The organism is Kibdelosporangium phytohabitans (assembly GCF_001302585.1).
GTDB lineage: Bacteria > Actinomycetota > Actinomycetes > Mycobacteriales > Pseudonocardiaceae > Kibdelosporangium > Kibdelosporangium phytohabitans.
The window spans coordinates 1,290,603-1,311,513 of record NZ_CP012752.1; the positions used below are offsets into that span (position 1 = coordinate 1,290,603).

At 68.1% G+C, this 20,911-nt stretch carries 20 protein-coding genes and 1 tRNA gene; 7 read left to right on the top strand and 14 right to left on the bottom strand.

Annotated elements, in window-relative coordinates:
* Window positions 1-4: 4 nt before the first annotated feature.
* The 8 genes from AOZ06_RS05795 to AOZ06_RS05830 form a co-directional block, all read right to left on the bottom strand.
* Window positions 5-616 carry a 50S ribosomal protein L25/general stress protein Ctc gene (locus AOZ06_RS05795; RefSeq protein ID WP_054296436.1) on the bottom strand — a complete coding sequence of 204 codons (612 nt, stop codon included), beginning with the start codon at window positions 614-616 and terminating at the stop codon, window positions 5-7.
* 223 nt (window positions 617-839) lie between these two features.
* Window positions 840-1,391, bottom strand: coding sequence for an LppA family lipoprotein (locus AOZ06_RS05800; RefSeq protein WP_169798869.1), 552 nt, complete (start codon window positions 1,389-1,391; stop codon window positions 840-842).
* Between the two features lie 41 nt (window positions 1,392-1,432).
* The gene (locus AOZ06_RS05805; protein ID WP_054288479.1) at window positions 1,433-3,070 is read right to left on the bottom strand and encodes an alpha/beta hydrolase; all 1,638 of its coding nucleotides are present in this window, start codon (window positions 3,068-3,070) and stop codon (window positions 1,433-1,435) included.
* Window positions 3,070-3,381, bottom strand: a complete 312-nt coding sequence (locus tag AOZ06_RS05810; protein ID WP_054288480.1) for a hypothetical protein — start codon at window positions 3,379-3,381, stop codon at window positions 3,070-3,072. The genes AOZ06_RS05805 and AOZ06_RS05810 overlap by 1 nt, the downstream gene beginning before the upstream one ends.
* A gap of 144 nt (window positions 3,382-3,525) precedes the next feature.
* Window positions 3,526-4,506 (bottom strand): ribose-phosphate diphosphokinase, encoded by a 981-nt coding sequence (locus tag AOZ06_RS05815; RefSeq protein ID WP_054288481.1) that lies wholly within the window; start codon window positions 4,504-4,506, stop codon window positions 3,526-3,528.
* A complete protein-coding gene (glmU, locus tag AOZ06_RS05820; RefSeq protein ID WP_054288482.1) occupies window positions 4,503-5,969 on the bottom strand; it encodes a bifunctional UDP-N-acetylglucosamine diphosphorylase/glucosamine-1-phosphate N-acetyltransferase GlmU in 1,467 nt (488 codons plus the stop codon). Before glmU ends, AOZ06_RS05815 begins: the two co-directional genes overlap by 4 nt.
* Window positions 5,970-6,016: 47 nt before the next feature.
* On the bottom strand, window positions 6,017-7,627 hold the full coding sequence (locus AOZ06_RS05825) for a tetratricopeptide repeat-containing diguanylate cyclase (protein WP_083471537.1): 1,611 nt from the start codon (window positions 7,625-7,627) through the stop codon (window positions 6,017-6,019).
* Between the two features lie 152 nt (window positions 7,628-7,779).
* Window positions 7,780-7,850 (bottom strand) — tRNA-Gln (locus AOZ06_RS05830).
* Window positions 7,851-8,106: 256 nt separating this feature from the next.
* On the opposite strand from AOZ06_RS05830, the gene AOZ06_RS05835 reads away from it, so the two are divergent.
* Window positions 8,107-9,066, top strand: coding sequence for an acyl-CoA desaturase (locus AOZ06_RS05835; protein WP_054288483.1), 960 nt, complete (start codon window positions 8,107-8,109; stop codon window positions 9,064-9,066).
* A 57-nt stretch (window positions 9,067-9,123) separates the two neighbouring features.
* The gene (locus AOZ06_RS05840) at window positions 9,124-9,717 is read left to right on the top strand and encodes a TetR/AcrR family transcriptional regulator (RefSeq protein ID WP_054288484.1); all 594 of its coding nucleotides are present in this window, start codon (window positions 9,124-9,126) and stop codon (window positions 9,715-9,717) included.
* Window position 9,718: 1 nt separating this feature from the next.
* Here the strand turns inward: AOZ06_RS05840 and AOZ06_RS55915 are convergent, their stop codons facing one another.
* Both AOZ06_RS55915 and AOZ06_RS05845 read right to left on the bottom strand, forming a co-directional pair.
* Window positions 9,719-9,883 (bottom strand): hypothetical protein, encoded by a 165-nt coding sequence (locus AOZ06_RS55915; RefSeq protein ID WP_157232863.1) that lies wholly within the window; start codon window positions 9,881-9,883, stop codon window positions 9,719-9,721.
* A 129-nt stretch (window positions 9,884-10,012) separates the two neighbouring features.
* Window positions 10,013-11,380 (bottom strand): class I adenylate-forming enzyme family protein, encoded by a 1,368-nt coding sequence (locus tag AOZ06_RS05845; RefSeq protein ID WP_054288485.1) that lies wholly within the window; start codon window positions 11,378-11,380, stop codon window positions 10,013-10,015.
* Window positions 11,381-11,687: 307 nt separating this feature from the next.
* Here AOZ06_RS05845 and AOZ06_RS05850 point away from each other — a divergent pair, with 307 nt between their 5' ends.
* Window positions 11,688-12,065 carry a hypothetical protein gene (locus AOZ06_RS05850; RefSeq protein ID WP_054288486.1) on the top strand — a complete coding sequence of 126 codons (378 nt, stop codon included), beginning with the start codon at window positions 11,688-11,690 and terminating at the stop codon, window positions 12,063-12,065.
* 78 nt (window positions 12,066-12,143) lie between these two features.
* Here the strand turns inward: AOZ06_RS05850 and AOZ06_RS05855 are convergent, their stop codons facing one another.
* Together AOZ06_RS05855 and AOZ06_RS05860 are read right to left on the bottom strand one after the other, a co-directional pair.
* Window positions 12,144-12,497 (bottom strand): AfsR/SARP family transcriptional regulator, encoded by a 354-nt coding sequence (locus AOZ06_RS05855; protein ID WP_054288487.1) that lies wholly within the window; start codon window positions 12,495-12,497, stop codon window positions 12,144-12,146.
* A 4-nt stretch (window positions 12,498-12,501) separates the two neighbouring features.
* Window positions 12,502-13,710 (bottom strand): PQQ-dependent sugar dehydrogenase, encoded by a 1,209-nt coding sequence (locus AOZ06_RS05860; protein WP_054296438.1) that lies wholly within the window; start codon window positions 13,708-13,710, stop codon window positions 12,502-12,504.
* Between the two features lie 84 nt (window positions 13,711-13,794).
* Between AOZ06_RS05860 and AOZ06_RS05865 the strand changes: the two genes are divergently transcribed.
* Window positions 13,795-14,547 (top strand): enoyl-CoA hydratase/isomerase family protein, encoded by a 753-nt coding sequence (locus AOZ06_RS05865; RefSeq protein ID WP_236952096.1) that lies wholly within the window; start codon window positions 13,795-13,797, stop codon window positions 14,545-14,547.
* Here AOZ06_RS05865 and AOZ06_RS05870 read toward each other — a convergent pair.
* Window positions 14,544-14,738: a DUF397 domain-containing protein gene (locus tag AOZ06_RS05870; protein ID WP_054288489.1), complete on the bottom strand. Its 195-nt coding sequence runs from the start codon at window positions 14,736-14,738 to the stop codon at window positions 14,544-14,546. The genes AOZ06_RS05865 and AOZ06_RS05870 overlap by 4 nt on opposite strands.
* 12 nt (window positions 14,739-14,750) lie before the next feature.
* On the bottom strand, window positions 14,751-15,599 hold the full coding sequence (locus AOZ06_RS05875) for a helix-turn-helix domain-containing protein (RefSeq protein WP_192781927.1): 849 nt from the start codon (window positions 15,597-15,599) through the stop codon (window positions 14,751-14,753).
* 102 nt (window positions 15,600-15,701) lie between these two features.
* Here AOZ06_RS05875 and AOZ06_RS05880 point away from each other — a divergent pair, with 102 nt between their 5' ends.
* The 3 genes from AOZ06_RS05880 (at window position 15,702) to AOZ06_RS05890 (ending at window position 20,910) form a co-directional block, all read left to right on the top strand.
* A complete protein-coding gene (locus AOZ06_RS05880) occupies window positions 15,702-15,977 on the top strand; it encodes a hypothetical protein (RefSeq protein WP_157232864.1) in 276 nt (91 codons plus the stop codon).
* A gap of 387 nt (window positions 15,978-16,364) precedes the next feature.
* Window positions 16,365-19,922: a transcription-repair coupling factor gene (gene mfd, locus AOZ06_RS05885; RefSeq protein ID WP_054288492.1), complete on the top strand. Its 3,558-nt coding sequence runs from the start codon at window positions 16,365-16,367 to the stop codon at window positions 19,920-19,922.
* 40 nt (window positions 19,923-19,962) lie between these two features.
* On the top strand, window positions 19,963-20,910 hold the full coding sequence (locus AOZ06_RS05890; protein WP_157232865.1) for a hypothetical protein: 948 nt from the start codon (window positions 19,963-19,965) through the stop codon (window positions 20,908-20,910).
* The last annotated feature ends 1 nt before the right edge of the window (window position 20,911 follow it).

Below are 20,911 nucleotides of genomic sequence, written 5' to 3' on the forward strand. Positions count from 1 at the left end.
GGGATCAGGCCTCTTCTTCGGCGGGGGCCTCGTCGGCCGGGGCCTCGCCGGTGTCGCCCTCGAGCTGCTGCGCGGTCGGCGCCGGGTTGACGGCGACGACGAGCGCCTCGGGGTCGGTGGCGAGGGTGGCGCCCTGCGGGAGCTTGATGTCGGCCGCGGTGAACTGGGTGCCTGCCTCGGCGCCCTCGATCGACAGCTCGAACTGGTCGGGGATGTGCAGCGCCTCGACCTCGACGGTGATCACGGTCACCTCCTGGGTGACCAGGGTGGAGGCGGCGGGGTCGCCGGTCAGCACGATCGGCACCTCGACGCTGACCTTCTCGCCGCGCTGGACGAGCAGCAGGTCGACGTGCTCGATGTAGTTCTTGATCGGGTGGGTGGTGACGGTCTTGGTCAGCGCCAGCTCGGACTTGGAGTCCACATCCAGCGTCAGGACGGCGTTCTGACCGTGCTCACGGACTACACGGGCGAACTCGAGCGCCGGCAGAGCCAGGTGCTTCGGGTCGGAACCGTGACCGTAGAGCACCGCGGGGATCTTGCCGGCGCGGCGGGTACGGCGTGCGGCGCCCTTGCCGAATTCGGTACGCGACTCGGCGGCAAGACGGACCTCGGACACGGTGATGCTCTCCTTCAACACAAAAGGCAAAAGTAGGGGTCGTCACCGCGGCGGAGGCAGGCGCGAAGACACACGGCTACCCAACCAGCCGCGTCGATCACGCCAGGCTCAAAAGAGCCCAGCCTCGCCGAGACAACCCGGATAGTTTACGCCAGCTTCATCCAGGCATCGCCGGGGGGCCGAAATCGGGGTGCCACTTGGCGTTTCGGCTGGGTCGCGCCGGTCAGTAGGTGCGCTTCGGCGGCGGCGTGCCCCGCTGGTGCGCGGCCACGGTCAGGTGGCAGCCCGTGGTGAGGCTGAGGACCGTGTTGGTCAACGTCCCGAAAGTGATCTGCGCGCCGTATCCGTCGCGGAAGATCACTTCATGGTCGCCCGGGCGGTTCGCCACCACCCCAGGTCCGTCGAATCCATGGTCGCGCACGGTCTCGACGATGGCCGAGACAGCACTGTCCCACTTTTCGTCCGGCAGGTTTCCCGACGAGATCCACGTCGGCAGGGTCCGTATCTCACCGGTTTCGTCGTCGATCTCCGACCACGCGCCGGAAAAGCCGCTGGTGCAACCACGTGAACTGGCCCGATCCTTGGCTTCACGCCACCCGGTCGCGAAGTTCGAAGCAGCCAGTCTGTCCCGTATCTTCGTCAGTACCTCGCCGTATCGCTGAACGGCTGAATCGATGTCCGGCCGTTTCTGCAACTCGGCGAACTGGCTGTTCAAAGTCTTCTCCTTGTCGTCACTGGCCGGTTCGGCGGCGCAGCCACTCACCAGGATGATCACAGCTGCGAACATCGATGTCGGCAATCGCAACTCGTATCTCCTCATCGTCCGGGAATGACACGGTCGTTCATGCCGGCGACAACCAGGCTCATGTTGTACTGGCTCGTGGTGTTCTCCCAGGTGTACTGACTGTGTCCCGCGGACGCCCTGAGATGTCGGCCGTCCGGTGTGACGGTCTCGTGGGTGGACAGCTGTGGGATGGGCAGCGAGCTGGGATCGGCCCCATGGGCCAGTGGATCGCCGAGGTCGGCGACGGGGTCCCCGTCGGCCTCGATGTTGTACAGGTGGCCGTGGGCGACCTGGATCTTTCCCGGATCGCTCGTGCCAAGACCGGGTGAACCGAAGACGACCGCGTCATCCACCCCGGTCTTCTGCTGAAGCGCGATGCCCGTGGTGAGTGAACCGTAGGAATGGCCGAGGGCGGTCAAATGCGCATCATTTTCCCGGGATGCGTCGATCCCGTTCAAGAATGGAGCGAGTCGATTCGCACCCTCTCGGGCGCGTGCGTCGCTTGCGGCGTCCAAAATTTCCCTGGATGTGTTCGGCGGTTCGTATCCCAGCCAAGCGACTGTCGCGACAGTGCCGCCCCCAGCTCTGTCCAACTCAAGCTGGGAACTGTTCCGCAGCCCTTCAACGTCGTTTACGTAGTCTTTGAGGTTGCCATTGACCGTTGAGTTCATCCCCGGCGTGTAAACCGCCACGTGATCGGCGGTGTCCACGTCGCCGACGCTGACTGCTGCTTTGGCGCGCTCGCCTGACATGTCCACCACCAGCAGGTGCCGGTTGTCCGTTCGCAGGATTCGTTCCAGTGCGTCGATGGACTCCAGCTTGGCCTTGATCTTGTCCAGCTCCGCCCGCCACGTCTTTTCTCGCAGTTCCGCGAACTCGCCGCCACGTTCCCCGGCCTCGCGCAGCTTCGCCTCCACTTCGGCGAGGTGGCGTCCCAGGGCGGCTCGTTCGCCGGGCAGTCTGGCGCGGTTGGCGGCGTCTCGCGCAGCGGCGGGCACGCCGTCCAGGTTGCCGATCCAGTCCGGGTGCTCCTTGGTGATCCGCTGCTTCTCCATGTCCGACAGCGTGTCCCACCAGCCCGCGTTGTCGGACGGCGAGCCGCCCTGCGGCGGCCCGGCGACTGACAGGCCGCCGCGAGCCGTCCCTGCTTGGGCTGCGCCGGTCAGGCCGTCCGCGTCGCCGTCGAGAGTCTGGCTTGTTCTCGCCCGGTTCACGACCGTGGTCAGGTCTTCGTCGATCGCGTTCGCCCGGCGGAGCACCTGCTCGATCCGGTCAACCAGCTCGGCTTTCACCCGATCGAGGTCATGCACCCGGCCCGCCCACGTTTGGCTGACGAGCGCGCCGTCGTCCGCGACCAGGAGGCCGTTGGCCCTCGCCAAGCCGTCGATCTCCGCAACAGCGTGGTGCAGGGCGGTGATCGCGTCGGCTGACTCGGCCGGGGCCCGGCGCACTGCGGCGACACCTGCGACCTGTTCTTCCAGACGATCTGTTCGCTTACGAGCCGAAGTGGCCGCGTTGTAGGCGGCTTCGCCGACCCAGCCGCTCGGCTGGCATGCGGCGGCGAGTTCGTCGGCCAGGCCCATCAGCTGGTCGTAGCGGCGGTTCAACTCGCCGACCGCCGTGTTCAGCGGCTCGGCATTCCACGTGCGGACGTCACCCAAGGTCGCCATCAGGACGGCCTCATCCCGTCGCCGGGGACGCGCAGGTCAGCTGCCGCAGCGGTCTCGTTCGTGCTGTACAGGTCCGCGGACGCGCCGAGGTCACGTGCGAACTGGGCAGCCGCGTCGCTGATCGACTGGACCGCTCCGCGCCACAGTTCGCCCAGTCCCGTCAGGGCGGGACCCGCGCTTGTTCCTGGCAGGGCCGTGTCCAGCTTCGAGACCGGTGTGTCCAGGTCGACGGCTCGCAGTTGCGTGCTCAGGTCGTTGGCGGCTGTCGACGAGCGTCTCAGCGCGTCGATCACCACCGCGTAGCCACTCATCCCGATCTTCCTCCCCGGTAGTCGGTTGGTCGCACTCTGACGCAACCGGGACCGGTCAGGAACCCGTGATCCCCCAAGTTGAGTAGTCATACGCATGCGGGCCACCGTCCAGTTGGACGGTGGCCCGCGGCGGGAGAAGAAGGATCAGGCGTTGCCGTCGAAGAGGCTCGTCACCGAGCCGTCCTCGAAGACCTCCTGGATCGCACGGGCCAGCAGGGGCGCGATCGACAGCACGGTCATCCCCGGAAACCGCTTCTCCTCGGGGATCGGCAGCGTGTTGGTGAAGATGACTTCCCTGGCCTTGCAGTTGGCCAGCCGCTCCGACGCCGGGTCGGACAGGATGCCGTGCGTCGCCGCGATCACCACGTCCGACGCGCCGCCTTCGATCAGGGCGTCACAGGCCTTCACGATCGTGCCGCCGGTGTCGATCATGTCGTCGACCAGCACGCACAGCCGTCCGGAAACCTCACCGACGACGCGGTTGGCCACCGCTTCGTTCGGCTTCAGCGGGTCGCGGGTCTTGTGGATGAACGCGATCGGGCGGTCGCCCAGTTGCGTCGCCCACTTCTCCGCCAGCCGCACGCGGCCGGAGTCCGGTGAGACCACCGTGATGTCCGACGAGCCGTACGTCTTCGCGACGTGCTCGGCCAGCAGCGACTGCGCGAACAGGTGATCCACCGGCCCGTCGAAGAATCCCTGGATCTGCGCGGTGTGCAGGTCGACCGTCATGATCCGGTCCGCGCCCGCCGTCTTGAACATGTCCGCGATCAGCCTCGCCGAGATCGGCTCGCGGCCCTTGTGCTTCTTGTCCTGCCTGGCGTAGCCGTAGAACGGCATGATCACGGTGATCCGCTTGGCCGACGCGCGCTTGAGCGCGTCCACCATCAGCAGCTGCTCCATGATCCACTGGTTGATCGGGCTGGTGTGCGCCTGGATCACGAAGGCGTCCGTGCCCCGCACCGATTCGTTGAACCGCACGAAGATCTCACCGTTGGCGAAGTCGTACGCCGCCTGCGGCGTGATCTCCACCTTCAGCTCCCGTGCCACTTCCTCGGCCAGCTCCGGGTGAGCACGGCCGGAGAAGAGCATCAGGTGCTTCTTCGGTGTCCCGGATTTGGCGTTCATGGCTGCTGCTCCTCGACTCTTTTCTGTGCGGCCAATGCCGCTTCGGCCGCCGCAGTGCCCGGGCGGCGGTTGACCACCCAGTCCTCGAGGTTGCGCTGCGGACCGCCGGAAACTGCGAGCGCGCCCGGCGGCACGTCCCGCCGGATCACGGTGCCGGCGCCGCTGTAGGCGCCGTCGCCGACCGTCACCGGGGCGACGAACATGTTGTCGCAGCCGGTGCGGGCGTGTGAGCCGATCGTGGTGCGATGCTTGCTCACACCGTCGTAGTTCACGGTGACGCTCGCGGCACCGACGTTGCTGTACTCGCCGATGTCCGCGTCACCGATGTACGACAGGTGCGGGATCTTCGTCCCCGTCCCGATCCGGGAGTTCTTGACCTCGACGAACGTACCGATCTTGCCCTTCTCGCCGAGCGAGGTGCCCGGCCGCAGGTAGGCGAAGGGGCCGACGGACGCGCCCGCGCCGATGGCGGAGTCCGAGCCGTGAGTACGGATGACTTTCGCCCCCTCGGCCACGGTCACGTTGGTCAGCGTCGTGTCGGGACCAATGGTGGCGCCCTCGCCGACACTGGTCGACCCGCGCAGTTGGACGTTCGGCTCGATCAGCACGTCCCTGGCCAGCGTCACCCCGGCGTCCAGCCAGACGCTGCCGGTGTCGATCACCGAGACGCCCTCGCGCATCCAGCGCTCCAGCAGCCTGCGGTTGAGCTCGGCACCGAGCCGGGCCAGCTGCACGCGGTCGTTCACGCCTTCGACCTGCCACGCGTCGACGCACACCAGCGCACCTACGCCGCGGCCGTCGCCACGCGCGATGCTCAGCACGTCGGTCAGGTACAGCTCGCCTTGCGCGTTGTCCGTGCTCAGCCGGGACAGGCCGTCGCTGAGCACTTCGGCGTCGAACGCGTAGATGCCCGAGTTGATCTCGGCGATCTCCAGCTGGTCTTCGTCCGCGTCCTTGTGCTCGACGATCGCGGTCACGCCGCCGTCCGCGTCGCGCACGATCCGGCCGTAGCCGGTCGGGTCCTCGACGACCGCTGTCAGCACCGTCACCGCGTTGCCGGACGACGTGTGCTCGGCCAGCAACGCCGAAAGCGTGTTCGTCTCAAGCAGGGGCACGTCGCCGTAGGTCACGATCACTGTGCCGCTCAGGGAAGGCGGCAACTCGGACAAGCCGCACGAAACCGCGTGTCCGGTGCCTTTCTGTTCGGTCTGCACCGCCGTGGTCACCTTGCGGTCCAGCGCGGTGGTGAGGCCTTCCAGATGCTCGGTCACCGCTTCCCGGCCGTGGCCGACGACGACGACCAGATGCTCGGGGTCGAGCCCGGCGACCGCGCGCGTGGCGTGCTCGACGAGCGGCCTCCCCGCGATCGGGTGCAGCACCTTCGGGGTCGACGAACGCATCCGAGTGCCTTCGCCTGCGGCGAGTACAACGGTGCTGAGCTGGGCGTTCCCACCCTGGGGCATCAGCGATCTCCCTGCGGAATCCGTACGGATAACACCAGGTAACGATCCTACGTTGCCTCTGGCACGACCCACGCGGGGTCATCGACAACTCGCCCGGACTGCGCGGTCTCGGTGCTCATCCTGACGGCCGCGACTCCGTTGCCGCCGTTGCGTTTCGCTTCGTACATCGCCGCGTCGGCACGAGCGAGCGCACGCGCTGCGGTCTCGTTCTGACGCAGCGCTACCACGCCGACGGACAAGGTCACACCGTGGGAAAGATCATGGGGCAGATCGGAGACCGCCTGCACGGCGCGGCCGAGTGCCGCCTCGGCGGCGTGCAACGGCGCCCCGGGCAGCAGGACGACGAACTCGTCGCCGCCGTAGCGGGCGACCATGTCCCCGCCGCGCAACGTGTCACGGACGGTGCTCGCCACCACGCGCAGCACGTCGTCGCCGTCGGCGTGGGAGAACTGGTCGTTGACTTCCTTGAACCCGTCCAGGTCGACGAGCGCGAGCGCCATCGGGTGGTTGTCTGCACGGGCGGAGAGCAGTTCCAGCCGTTCGTCCAGCGCTCGGCGGTTCGGCAGGCCGGTCAACGGGTCGTGCATGGCCTTGTGCTCGGTCTCGCCGTGCTTGCGCGTCAGCCGTTCGTGTTCGCGACGGGTGTTCAGCGTCGCGATCCGCGATTCGCGCATGTCCCACAGTTGCGTCTCGAGTTCGTGCGCGTAGCTCTCCAACGCGCTCATCGTGCGTTCACCGCCGTCCGGTCCGGACAGCCGGGCGAACTCGCGGATCAGGCACAGGCGCAGCGTCGGCTCGGACGGGTCGTCCTCCAGCGCGATCCGGGCGTCGGCGAGCACGTCGACGGCCTCGTCGACCAGGCCGGTCTGCTCGAGGCAGCGGGCCAGCGCGATGGCGGTGATGATCAGCTCGCGGGCGTACTTCGCGGTCGGTTTGATCTCGAACAGCCGCTCCACGTGGTCCGGTGACGGGTCGGCGAGGGCGAGCGCGGCGGCGATCACCGGGACCTGTTCCGAGGCGGACTTGTCGGCTTTGCGCGGGAAGAGCGATTCGCGGAACGGGCCTTCGACGGCTTGCGAGATCGCCGCGGCGGTCTGGAACTTCTCGTGCGCGGTCTCGGACTGGTCGACGCGTTCCAGCCGCAGGCCCCAGCCGACGAGCATCCGGATGCGGTTGATCAGGTGGACCGAGATCTGGTGCGGCACCGGGCTGTCGCGGATGTACCGGCTCGCCCGGTTCATCGCCTGGTCGGCTTCCTCGTACACGCCGAGCTGGGTGAGCACGAGGCCGATGTCCATCAGGGTGGTCGCGAGCAGCAGGTTCCAGGTCCGCCTGCTGAGCGTGCCGTCCGGGACCAGCGGGTCGTCCAGCATCGCGAGCGCGATGGCCGCCTCGGTGAGCGCCACGTCCTCGGCGCCCGCCATCAGCAGCAGGCGGCCGAGCAGGGCGTGGGCGTCGGCTTCCAGCACCAGCAGGCCGTGCCTGCGGGTGTGCACCATCATCTCTTCGAGGTACGGCTGGGCCGTGCTCGCCTCGCCGGAGGTCACCAGGCGGATGGCAACGGCAGAACGCAGGAGCTGGGCGACAATGCGCGGCTCGCCCCGATGCTGTGCTTCCGCCAACATGCTGTCGACCTCTTGCACGTTCTGGACCTGCATGGCATGTCCAGCGCTCTGCGTGATCGCCAACAACTCGCTGGCACGACCGACCAGCCACGCGTCGGACTTCTCATCCAGCGCGGGCGGGTGCCCCTCGTCCGACTCGTTGCGCAGCGGTGCACCCCCTGCCTCAACCCGTTCAGCTTCAACCGCTCCGCCGCCAGGGATCGAACCTGGACCATCAGAACCAAAATCTGAGGTGCTGCCTTTACACCACGGCGGACCAGAGCCGGTGAGGGCTCACGGTTGGACATCGTCGCACGAGCGCGGTCGGCGGGCGACAGACCCCCGGTGGATTTTGTTCTCCGGTGCTACCCGAATGGGCGTTAGGAGCGTCACATGGGGGTACTCGAAGTGTCGTGGTAGGCGACCGGATTCACGGATCGCGGGGTGGCGCGCCGCCGTCAAGGCAACCTACCCTGTCGTAAGTTACGACATCGTAGGTAAGGCTGACCTAAAGTCACGCGTGAGGTGGGCGAATGACATCAACCCTCGACAAGTCCGAGGAGTCGGCGGCGGGCGACAAGGGCCCGAAACCGCTCTTCGAGGGCAAGCGGAACCTGGCAACGCAGATCGCGGTGTACGTCTTCATCCTGGTGCCGTTCGCGGCGCTCATCGCGGCTGTTCCGCTGCTGTGGGGTTGGGGGCTGAGCTGGGTCGACGTCGGTCTGTCGCTGTTCTTCTTCTACTTCTCCGGGCTCGGCGTGACCGTCGGGTACCACCGGCTGTTCACGCACAACTCGTTCAAGGCCAAGCGACCGATGCGGATCATGCTCGCGGTCATGGGCAGCATGGCGGTCCAGTCGCCGCCGATCACCTGGGTCGCCGACCACCGCAGGCACCACGCGTTCTCCGACCGCGAGGGCGACCCGCACTCGCCGTGGCTGTTCGGCACGTCGCCGTGGGCGCTGGCGCGCGGTTTCTGGCACGCGCACATGGGCTGGATCTTCGAGAACAACGTCACGAACAAGGAGCGCTTCGCGCCCGACCTGATGGCCGACAAGGACATCGTCAAGGTCAACAAGCTGTTCATCCCGCTGACCGTCCTGACGTTCCTGATGCCCGCCGTGCTCGGCGGGTTGATCACGTGGTCGTGGTGGGGCGCGTTCACGGCGTTCTTCTGGGCCGGGTTCGTCCGGGTGGCGATCCTGCACCACGTGACGTGGTCGACCAACTCGATCTGCCACATGATCGGCGAGCGGCCGTTCAAGAGCCGCGACAAGGCGGCCAACTTCTGGCCGCTGGCGATCCTGTCCTTCGGCGAGTCGTGGCACAACCTGCACCACGCCGACCCGACCTGCGCCCGGCACGGCGTGCAGCGCGGCCAGATCGACACCTCCGCCCGCCTGATCTGGATCTTCGAGAAGTTCGGCTGGGTGTACGACGTGCGCTGGCCGACCCAGCAGCGGCTGGCCCGTTTGGCGGTCGGCAAGGACTGAGCTGGCTACTGTAAGCCGGTGAGACGCAACGAGGCAGGGCCGCCGGCGCGGGTACGGATGACCGGAACCCAGCGCCGGCGGCAGCTGCTCGACGTCGCCCGGTCGCTGTTCGCCGAGAAGGGCTTCGACGGCGCGTCGGTCGAGGAGATCGCGCACCGCGCCGGCGTGAGCAAGCCGGTGGTCTACGAGCACTTCGGTGGCAAGGAAGGCATCTACGCGGTGGTGGTGGACCGCGAGATGGACTACCTGCTCTCGGCGATCACCGAATCGCTGTCGGAGGACATGCACCCCCGGACTTTGCTGGAGCACGCGGCGACGGCGCTGCTGGACTACGTGGACACGTCGACCGACGGTTTCCGGATTCTCGTGCGGGATTCGCCCGTGGCGAGCTCGCACGGGACGTTCTCGAGCCTGCTGTCGGACATCGCGAGCCATGTCGAGCACATCCTCGGCGTGCACTTCTCGTCGCGTGGCTACGACGCGAAGCTGGCCGGGTTGTACGCGCAGGCGCTGGTCGGCATGGTCGCGTTGACCGGGCAGTGGTGGCTGGACGTTCGCAAGCCGCGCAAGTCCGACGTGGCGGCGCACCTGGTCAACCTGGCGTGGAACGGCCTGTCGCACCTGGAGCACAAGCCCAAGGCCCACCGCTGAACTAGCTGGCCTTGCGAGAATTCTTCACGTCGATGACCACGCGCAACCGCGGCGGCCGAGGGGTGTCCTTGCTGTGCTTGGGCGCGTGATCGCGGTCGGCCGCCGTGTTCTCGAAGGCCGGGATCTCGAACGGCGGAGTCTGCGGTCGTGCCTCGTGCTTTGCCATTTCCGTGGTCCCCTCGGATGTTGAAGATTGAACCAATGTGTCGAACTTACTCCGATCGTTCGACACCCCGCACTGAAGGGTGACGGTCGTCCCTGGCATGAAAGTGCCATGCGCCAAGGGAATACCGGGCTAGTCGTCGCCCAGCAGCGCCTGCTTGTCCGGTTTGCCGCTTGGGGCCAGCGGGACCGAGTCGACGAACGTGATCGTCGACGGCACGCTGTCCGCGCCGAGCTCGTCACGGACCAATGTGGACAGATCGGCCGGGTCCGGCTGCGTGCCTGGCCGGGGGATGACGAAGGCGTGCAGCACTTCCTCCGGGCCGAGCACGTACGCCTGGTCGACGTCCGGGTGGGTGGCCAGGACGCGTTCGATCGGGCCTGCGTACAACGGGTAGCCGTTGACGATCACGACGTCGCGGGCGCGGCCGGTCAGGCGCAGCCGGCCGTCTTCCAGCACGCCGAGGTCGCGGGTGCGGATCCAGCCGTCGACCAGGGTTTCCGCTGTCTCGGCGGGGTTTTCCCAGTACTCGCGCATCATCCACGGTGTGCGGGCCCAGATCTCGCCGTCGCGGATCTCGATCTCCGCGCCGCCGTGAGGTTTCCCGACCGTGTCGTCGTGCCCTGCGGCGATTTCCTCCGGCGTGGTGACGGTCAGGCCGTTGGTCTCGCTCTGGCCGTAGTGGTGGTAGATCACCGGGCCGATCCGGTCCATCGCCTCACGCAGGCGGTGCGGGGCCAGCGGCGAGCCCGCGACGATCATGCCGCGCAGGCTTCGAAGGTCAAGAGGGTTGTCCCGCAACGAATCCAGGATCGCGTACAACCTGGGCACGTTCATGATCGTGAACGTGATCCGCAGGTCCGCCAGCACCCGCGGGAAGTCCAGCTCCTCGGGGATCACCGCGGTTCCGCCGTGCAGCAGGCACAACGCGAGGTAGTCCTGCACCACCACGCTCGCGAGACTGCCGAACAGCAGATAACGGTCACACGCCGCGGCCATCGCCGTCGTCGCGGCGTCCCAGCTGTCCGGATTCCACGTGTAGTGCGCGGAAAGCGCCTCGTACGTCTGCGCGCACGCCTTCGGCAGGCCTGTGCTCCCGCTCGTGTGGACCAACCGGGCCACGTCCTGCGGCCGTGAGGTCAGCAGCAGTGGTTCGTCGTCGTTTTCCAGCAGGTCAGGGAGTTTGTCGTCGGTGACGATCAGGTCGTGGCCGTCGCCGAGGATGTGGTCGAGTTGCTTCTCGCTGAACCCCGGCCGGATCCCGACGAGCCGCGCGCCCAGCGCCCACGCGGCCAGATACGCCGCCAAAGCCTCCGGCGTCACCGACGTGATCATCGCGACGCCCGAGCCGCGCTTGACCCCGGCCGCGCGCATCCCGGCGGCGATCCGGCCGGTCAGACGCAGCAGGCCGGCCCTGGTCACGCTGCGGGAGCCGTGTTCGACAGCGATTCGTGGCGGTTCGGTGCGCAGTGCGGCGAAGACCGCGTCCGGGAACGACATACGCCTCACCCTAGTGATCGGCACGCCGGGAAAGCCGGAGGAAAGCACCCGCCCGCACCATGCCGCCCGGGGCCGAGGAGGGGAGTCACCACCATGTCGTCGTTCAAGGTCGACGAAGCCGGGCTGGAGAAGTTCGCGGACCTGGTCGACCGCTCAGCCGCCGACGCTGAGGCGATCAGGCAGTACTTCGAGCGGCAGGCCGGAATGGACTGGAACGCCATGACGCCGGGTGCCGCGCAGGAAGGCGTGCTGTTCGGCTATCTCGGCAGGTCGCACGTGATGGGTCAAGGCGGAGGCCACCACGCGGATGAACCAGCTGTGCCGCATCCTGGTCAACTCCGCCGGCAACGTGCGGCTCGCGGCCGACTGGTACCGGCAGACCGACAGCGGGACGGTGGCCTCGCTGGACGCCACGTACCCGGTCGGCACAGCGCCGTACCCGCCCGATGACACCGCGGAGGCGGGCGTCACCGACGCGGCGTACGCGTTCCAGGACCTGGCGGAGCCCGAGGACGAACTGAAAGAGCCGGACGCGGCGGCCCTGGTGCCGAAGGTCTTGCAGGTCGACTGGCTGGTGCACACCGTCGGTGACGGCATCAGCATCGCGTACTACCTGCGCCGGTTCCTGACGGACACCTTTCGGCGTCGACCCGGTCGACGAGGTGGTGAAGCTGTTCAGCGGTGACTGGGAGCCGTACGGCAGGTGCGCGGCCGGGTGGCACAACTGCCAGTCCGCGCTGCTGGCCATGGCCGAGAACCTGCACTATTCGGGCGGATCGGCCGCCACGCGCGCGGCGGCCTCGTCGGCCAGTGACTCGAACCGTTCGGCGTCGAGCTCACCGGGCAGTACTCGCAGCTGGTAGCCACCGGCGCTGGACGACACGCGATCGGGGTCGTCGAGAAACCGGCGCAGCTTGTGCACGTGCAGGTGCAGTTTCTGCGGCGTCCGGTCGTCCACGGCGTCGTTCCACATCGCGTCGGCCAAGGCGCTCACCGGGACCGGCCGGTTGGCCCGTGCCAGCAGGACACCGAGCAGGGTGCTCCGCAGCTGTCCGCCCATGGTCGAGCGGCCGGTGCCGGTCCGGATCGCCACCGGCCCGAGTACCTCGAACTCCACCCGGCTAGCTTCGCGTGACTCGCAGCAGTTTGTCGTCGGTTCCGTTCGATGTCGTCACGTAGAGAGCGCCGTCCGGGCCCTGGCGCGCGGCGCGCAACCGGCCGTAGTCGTCGTCGAACTCGGGCGGAACGGACACCGACTGCACCTTGCCCGCGTTGTCCAGCTTGAACAGCAGGAGCTTCGCGCCCTTCAACGCGGTCACCACGAGCGAGCCGTTCAGGTCACCCCACTGCGGGCCATCGAGGAACGCCGACGCGCAGACCGCTTCGGTGCGGTCGCCGGACTCCCACAGCGCCGGGACCGCGTCCGGGAAGCGTTGCAGGTCGGTCATGGGGACGTCCTCGTCATAGCTGGTGACCCGACCGCCCTGCGACGGGTCCCAGCCGTAGTTCTTGCCCGGCAGTTCGAGGTTGACCTCGTCGTTCTTGTCCGGGCCGTGCTCGGCCGTGATGACCTGGCCGCTGCCCGGCCGGATCGCCACGCCCTGCACGTTGCGGTGGCCGTAGGTGTAGACGCGCTGCTCGTTGGCGTTCTGCGAACCGGCGAACGGGTTGCCGGGCGCCGGTCCGCCGGTCTTGACGTCCAGCCGGAGGACTTTGCCGCCGAGGTCGGTGCGGTCCTGCGACGGCGCGGGCCGTGCCGTGTCACCCGTGCCCACCAGCAGTGCGCCGTCCGGGGCGATGGTCGGGCGGCAACCGGAGTGCCTGCCACCCTGAGCCACCGGGAAACCCGAAAGCATGACCTTCACGCGCTGCGCACTCGCGCCGTCGGGAGCCAGGCGCCAGCGGACCAGTCGGATGTCCCGGGCGGTGCCGTTCTCCTTGTACGTCTGGCACGTGATGAACTCGCGGTTCGTGGCGAAGCCCGGGTCGGGCACCATGCCCATCAGCCCGCCCTCACCGGCGACGAGCACATCGCCGAAATCGGCCTGGACCTGCGTGACAGTGGCGCCCTGCGTGGTCGACGACAGCAGCGCGAGCTTGCCGGTGCGCTGGGTGACGAGCGCTTTGCCGTCTGGCAGGAAGGCGATGTCCCAGCCGTGCTCGAGGCCGCCCGCGACCGTCTCGATCTTCAGACCGGGGGCCTTGGATTCCTGCGGCGTGCTCGGCTGCTGGCCGTTCGCGCCGGTCGGCGGTGGCACTCTGCCCGCGGAGGACTCGCTGCACGCGGACAGGGCGGCGATTGTGACGAGGAGCACAGCTGTTCGTCGCATGAGGACAAGCATGCGCCCCGCGATGTCCGGTTCGTGTGTGGTTGCGCACGTGTCGCATGAGTCGCGGCGTGTCACGCTGGGGACGTGCATCTCAGGATGGAGACGGCCGGCGCCGTCGCGACGCTGACGATCGACCGGCCGGGCAAGCGCAACGCGCTGAACCTGGACATGTGGACGGCGATCCCGGAGCTGGTCGGCTCACTGGGCCCGGACACCCGGGTGCTGCTGATCCAGGGCGGCGAGCACTTCTCGGCCGGTGCGGACATCGCGGAGTTCGAGGCGCTGCGCTCGGGAGCCGACGACGCCGCCCGCTACAGCGAGATCGTGCACGCGGCCGAGCGCGCGATCACCGACTTCCCGCAGCCGACGATCGCGGTGATCAACGGCTTCTGCATCGGCGGCGGCTGTGAGATCGCACTGGCCTGCGACATGCGGATCGCCGCGGACGACGCGCGGTTCGGGATCACCCCGGCGAAGCTCGGCATCGTCTACAACTTCACGTCGACGAAACAACTGGTCGACGCGGTGGGCAAGGCGTGGGCGAAGCAGATCCTGTTCACCAGCGAGATCATCGACGCGGCGACGGCACTGCGGATCGGCCTGGTCAACGAGCTGCACCCGGAAGGCGACCTGGAAGCACGGGCCAAGCAACTGGCGGACACGATCTCCAGCCGCGCCCAGGTGACCGTGCGGGGATCGAAGAAGATCATCAACCGGATCGCTGACGGCGAGCACGAGGACGACAGTGTCCGTGCCCTGTACGACGAGGCCGTGCACAGTGCGGACTACGCGGAAGGTGTGCGGGCGTTCCTGGAGAAGCGTACGCCGAGGTTCTAGCCGGGCAGGTCGAAGACGCCGAGTTTCTGCCCCTGGGTGTGGGAGTCCCATTCGGCGTGGGTGAAGGAAAGGGTGCCTGCGTCGGGGTGGTTGGAGTTGCGGACGATGACCTCTGTGTCGGTCAGCATGACCTCCACGCAGTTGTTCCCGCTTGTCGAGTACTTGGTCCAGACGTGGGGTTCCAGCGCCATGGTTGCCTCGCTTCATCGACGATTCGCGACCTCCTCGATCATATCGACGCTGGTCAGTGGATCCAGGGCCTTAAGTCGCACATCGCTGAACCGTCGAGCCGCGTCGGCCACGAGCGGGTCGTGTTCGAGGAAGTGTTCGCTGACACTGGTGTCGACGCTGGCGATCGTCGCCAGGTTGTCCACCTCGTAGATGGTGACTGTGGTGCCAAGGAGTTGGTGTTCGCGGGCGTTCAGCGGCAGCACCTGGACGGTGATGTTCGCGCGCTGTCGGCAGAGTTCGACGACATGCGTCAACTGTTCGCGCATCGCCTCGCACCCGCCGATGTTCTTGTGCAGTGCGGCTTCTCCGATGACTGCCCAGAGTTCGAGTGGGTCGTCCTCGCGCGTCAGGGCTTCGCCCAGGGTCAGCCGGAAGTTGATCCGGATCTCCAGTTTGTCGGTCATGTGGCCGGTTGGCGCCATGATTGCTCGGGCGTAGCCCCTTGCCTGGAGAACGCCGGGGAAGATTTCCGGGCTGTAGTAGCCGATTCTGGTCGCCGCGTTGATCAGATCCGAGGAACGGCGTTGGTGCGGCCAGATCTCGCCGCCGTAAGGCACACGAACCACCGTGCGGTGTGCTTCGCGGTTGACCTCCATCAGGTCTGCGGCCTGGTCCGCGGGTGCGCCGTAGAGTTCCAGCAACGCCGCCAGCTTGGTGTGGGCGATCTTGGTCCGGCCCTGTTCGATGTTGCCGATCGTCGTCGGGGAGATGCCGAGTTTCCCGGCTGGCACCTCCCTGGTGAGGCCTGCTTCCAGGCGCATCCGCTTGAGCGTCGTGCCCACCTGGATGCGTTCCGCGGTTCGGCGTTGACCGGACGGCATCAGATTCACCCTTTCGAGTACCGGACTTTCTTGACCGCGCACCTTATTCTGAGCGCTCAAGGTCGCTTACGGGCGAGCGTAGCAAGTCTCGGTCCTCATCGGATGGGAGTGGTCGGTGTGTTGTCGTCCAACGGGGTCGCGGTGTGCGCCTGGTTCAAGATCAGCGGCGGGTGTGCCATCGAGTACAACACCTGCATCGACGAAGTGGAGTTCACGCTGGGCGGCAGGACCAACGGATTCGACTTCGTGGCAACGGAAGAAGGCCTGGAGCAGTTCATCGAGGTCGGCACCGAGGCGCTGCGGGCGCTGCGGGCGCGCACCGCGGAGCGGGAAGCCGCGGAGCGGGACGGCGTGGAGCTGGACGACCTGGCCGGGTGAGGGCGGTTCCGTCGGCGTCGTGCGTGCCCGCCGGTCACGCCGGGGAACACCTCGGCGTGGCCGGATTCGGCGCAGTGCCGCGTCTTCGGCCCCGGCGAGCGGAAACCTGTCAGACGAACAGCCACCCGGAGAACTCGCCGGTGCCTCCACCGCCGGCTCACCGGGCTCGGTGGCGAGACCGCCGATCGCGACCACCGAGCCAGCCGGTTCCCGGCGTCGTCGGCTTCGCGGCGAGCGACCACACCGAGTTGCGCGTGCTCAGTCGAAACCACTGGTCAGAGCGGAGTTCCCGGCCCGCTTACCCGGTCGTGGAGCGCGGACGATCGGCGCTGTCGGACGTCCGACGTAAGCTTGTCGAGTCCGACTCTTCGGCAAGGGGAAGCTTCCGTGTCTCACGCTCCGCTGACTGGTCTGCTGGCCGGCCTGTCCGCTGATCCCGCGGTCACGGCTGTCGCTGAAGCCGCTGGCGCACCCGTCTACGAACTCGAAGGCCCGCCCGCGGTGCGACCCGTGGTCGCCGCGACGCTCGCCGCTCACTCGATGGTCCTCGCCGTCACCGCCACCGGTCGCGAGGCCGACGACCTGACGGCCGCGTTGAGGGATCTGCTCGGCAAGGACGCGGTCGCGGAGTTCCCCTCGTGGGAGACGCTGCCGCACGAACGGTTGTCACCGCGCGCCGACACGGTCGCCCAACGCCTGTCCGTGCTGCACAAACTCGCGCACCCGGACGGTCAGCCCGTCAAGGTCATCGTCTCGACCGTGCGCAGCCTCATCCAGCCGATGGCGCCCGGTCTCGGCGATCTCGCGCCCGTGTACCTCAAGACCGGCGACGAGCACGACTTCGACCAGCTGATCGAGCAGCTCGTCGTGCTCGCGTACTCGCGGGTCGACATGGTCGAGAAACGCGGCGAGTTCGCTGTTCGCGGCGGCATCCTCGACCTCTTCCCGCCCACCGCCGAGCACCCGTTCCGCGTCGAGTTCTGGGGCGACGAGGTCAGCGAGATCCGGCCGTTCTCCGTGGCCGACCAGCGCTCGCTGCCGACGAAGGTCACCGAGGTGACCGCGCCGCCGTGCCGCGAGCTGCTGCTCACCGAGTCGGTCAAGCTCCGCGCCGCGGACCTGGCGACCGACCACGCGGGCGACGCGCACCTGGCCGAGATGCTGACCAAGCTCTCCGGCGGCATCCCCGTCGAGGGCATGGAGGCGTTGATCCCCGTGCTCTGCGACGGCGAGCTGGAGCTGCTCACCGACGTCCTGCCCGAGGGCTCGCACGTGCTGGTGATCGACCCGGAGAAGATCCGCACCCGTGCGCACGACCTGGTCCGCACCGGCCAGGAGTTCCTCGAAGCCTCGTGGATGGCCGCCGCCGGTGGCGGCAAGGCGCCGATCGACCTCGGCGCGTCGGCGTACCGCGAACTGGGCGAAATCGTCACGCACGCACGCGAAACCGGCCGCAACTGGTGGACGCTCAGCCAGCTCACCGGCGCCGACGACGTGCTTTCCCTTGGCATCAAACCGATCGACTCGTACCGCGGCGACATCGAACGCGCCTTCGCTGACCTTCGGGCGCACACCGCCACCGGGGGAGCGGCGGTTCTCGTCGTGCCCGGCAGCGGCACCGCGCAGCGTGCGGTAGAGCAGATGGGCGAGGCCGAGGTCCCGGCCAGGTTCGCCGCCGACGGGCTGACCGAGGCGCCTCAAGCGGGTGTCGTCACGGTTGTCCGCGGTGCGCTCGAAGACGGTTTCACGGCGCCGGACTCCGCGCTCGTCGTGCTCACCGAGACGGCGCTGACCGGCGGCAGGCACGGCACGTCCACAAGGGACATGTCGGCGAAGATGCCGTCCCGGCGCCGCAACGCCGTCGACCCGCTGGCCCTCAGGGCCGGCGACTACGTGGTGCACGAGCAGCACGGCATCGGCAAGTACATCGAGATGGTCCAGCGCACGGTCGCGGGCGCCACGCGTGAGTACCTCGTGCTGGAGTACGGATCGTCCAAGCGCGGCCAGCCCGGCGACCGCCTGTTCGTGCCGACCGACCAGCTCGACGAGGTCTCCCGCTACGTCGGCGGCGAGCTGCCGACGCTGAACAAGCTCGGCGGCTCGGACTGGAAGAACACGAAAGCCAAGGCGCGCAAGGCCGTCAAGCAGATCGCGGCCGAGCTCGTGCAGCTCTACGCGGCCCGCCAGTCCGCGCCGGGGCACGCGTTCGGGCCGGACACCCCGTGGCAGCGCGAACTGGAGGACGCGTTCCCGTTCACCGAGACCGTCGACCAGATGGCCGCGATCGACGAGGTCAAGGGCGACATGCAGCGCGGTGTCCCGATGGACCGCGTGATCTGCGGTGACGTCGGCTACGGCAAGACCGAGATCGCCGTGCGCGCGGCGTTCAAGGCGGTGCAGGACGGCAAGCAGGTCGTCGTGCTCGTACCGACCACGCTGCTGGCCCAGCAGCACCTGAACACGTTCGCCGAGCGGATGCGGTCCTTCCCGGTGAACATCAAGGGCCTGTCCCGGTTCACCGACCCCGGCGAGTCCGAGCAGACCCTCGCGGCGCTGGCCGACGGCGAGGTCGACATCGTGATCGGCACGCACCGGCTGCTGCAGACCGGCATCCGCTACAAGGACCTCGGTCTGGTGATCGTCGACGAGGAGCAGCGCTTCGGCGTCGAGCACAAGGAACACATCAAGGCCCTGCGCACGCACGTGGACGTGCTCACCATGTCCGCCACGCCGATCCCGCGCACGCTGGAGATGTCGCTGGCCGGAATCCGCGAGATGTCCACGATCCTGACCCCGCCGGAGGACCGGCACCCGATCCTGACCTACGTCGGCGGCTACGACGACAAGCAGGTCGGCGCGGCGATCCGGCGTGAGCTGCTGCGTGACGGCCAGGTGTTCTTCGTGCACAACCGCGTCTCGTCGATCGAACGCGCCGCCAAGCGGATCCGCGAACTCGTGCCGGAGGCCCGCGTGGTCACCGCGCACGGCCAGATGAACGAGGACCGCCTGGAGAAGATCATCCAGGGTTTCTGGGAGCGCGAACACGACGTGCTCGTGTCCACCACGATCGTCGAGACAGGCCTGGACATCTCCAACGCCAACACCCTGATCGTCGAGCGCGGCGACCTGCTCGGCCTCGCCCAGCTGCACCAGCTGCGCGGCCGGGTCGGCCGTGGCCGCGAACGCGGGTACGCGTACTTCCTGTACCCGCCGGAGGCGCCGCTCACCGAGACCGCGCACGACCGGCTGGCCACGATCGCGCAGAACACCGAACTCGGCGCGGGCATGGCCGTGGCCATGAAGGACCTGGAGATCCGCGGCGCGGGCAACATCCTCGGGGCGGAGCAGTCCGGGCACATCGCGGGCGTCGGCTTCGACCTCTACGTCCGGCTCGTCGGTGAAGCCGTCGAAGCGTTCCGCAGGCACGCGGGCGCGGACGGGCCCGAAGGCGAGGAGGAGCTGGCCGAGGTCCGCGTGGACCTGCCGGTCGACGCGCACATCCCGCACGACTACGTGCCCGGCGAGCGGCTGCGGCTGGAGGCGTACCGCAAGATCGCCGCGGCCCGCGACGCCGACGAGCTCACCGGCGTGATGGAGGAGCTCAAGGACCGCTACGGCGCGCCGCCGCTGCCGGTCGAGCGGCTCTTCGCGGTGGCGACATTCCGCCAGGCATGCCGCGGCCACGGCGTCACCGAGGTCATCACCCAGGGCGCCATGATCCGGTTCGCCCCGCTCGACCTGCGCGACTCCCAGATCGTCCGGCTCAAGCGGCTGCACCCGAAGGCCAACTACAAGGCGGTCACCAACACCGTCGTGGTGCCTCGCCCGACCGAGGGACCGGCCGGTGGCCGGATCGGCGCGCCGCACCTGCGTGACCAGGAGCTGCTCAAGTGGTGCACGGACTTCCTGGAGAGCCTGGTGATCGCCCCGGCCCCAGTCGGGTGAACGATCCGGCTGTGAGAGGCTAAGGAATGTGACGACTGCCATGCGCCGCTCAATCGGGATGCTCGCCGCGACCACCCTGCTCGTGGCCGGGTGCAGTGCCGGACAGGGAGACCCCAAGGTCGCCCTCACCGTCGGTGACGTGAACGTGTCGACCGTCGAGCAGGTCCAGCAGAAGCTGAACGACCTGCTGGCCACCAACAAGGGCGCGCAGGACCAGGCCCGTCAGCGCAAGCTGGCCGAGATCTCCCGCGGCATCGTCGAGCAGCAGGCGCGCATCCAGCTCGCCGCCGACGCGGCCAAGAAGCTGGGCATCACGCTCGACGAGCAGCTCGTCGAGCAGTCGATCCCCACGCTCACCGGCGAGCAGGCCACCCAGGGCGAACCGTTCCAGGGCATCGTCGACGCGGCCTTCCCGGCCAAGGACATCGCCCGCTACCGGCTCACGCTGATCGAGCTGGGCGGGCGCGCGATCGGCCGCAACGCCGTCACGTTCGACGTCGCGTTCCTGCAGAACCTCGGCGACGCGCGGGCGCTGGCCAAGAAGGTCGCCGAAGACCCGGCCAGGTCCGCCGAGCTGATGCAGAAGGCGCCGAACACGGTGCAGGAGCCCGGCATCGGCCAGACCCAGGACCCGTCGAAGGCCCGTGACCCGCAGCAGCTGCTCCAGGTCTCGGCGTCGCCGCTGTTCAACCTGCCGGTCGGGTCGGTCGTGGCCACCAGGCTCAACGGCGAGCAGGGCGGCTACATCGTCTTCCACCTCAAGGGCAAGCAGCCGGCCCAGCCGCCGAACGGCTTCGACCCCACCTCCGTCGACCCGATGCAACTCGCCCAGGTCGGCCAGGCCCTGCTCGTGCCGCTGGCCCAGCAGGCAGGCGTGCAGCCCAACCCCCGCTTCGGCACGTGGGACCCGGTGACGCTGAAGGTCGTCTCCGTCGAGGAATCGTCGGTCGTCAGCACCGTCCTGCAGGCCAAGACCCCGAAGCCGTGAC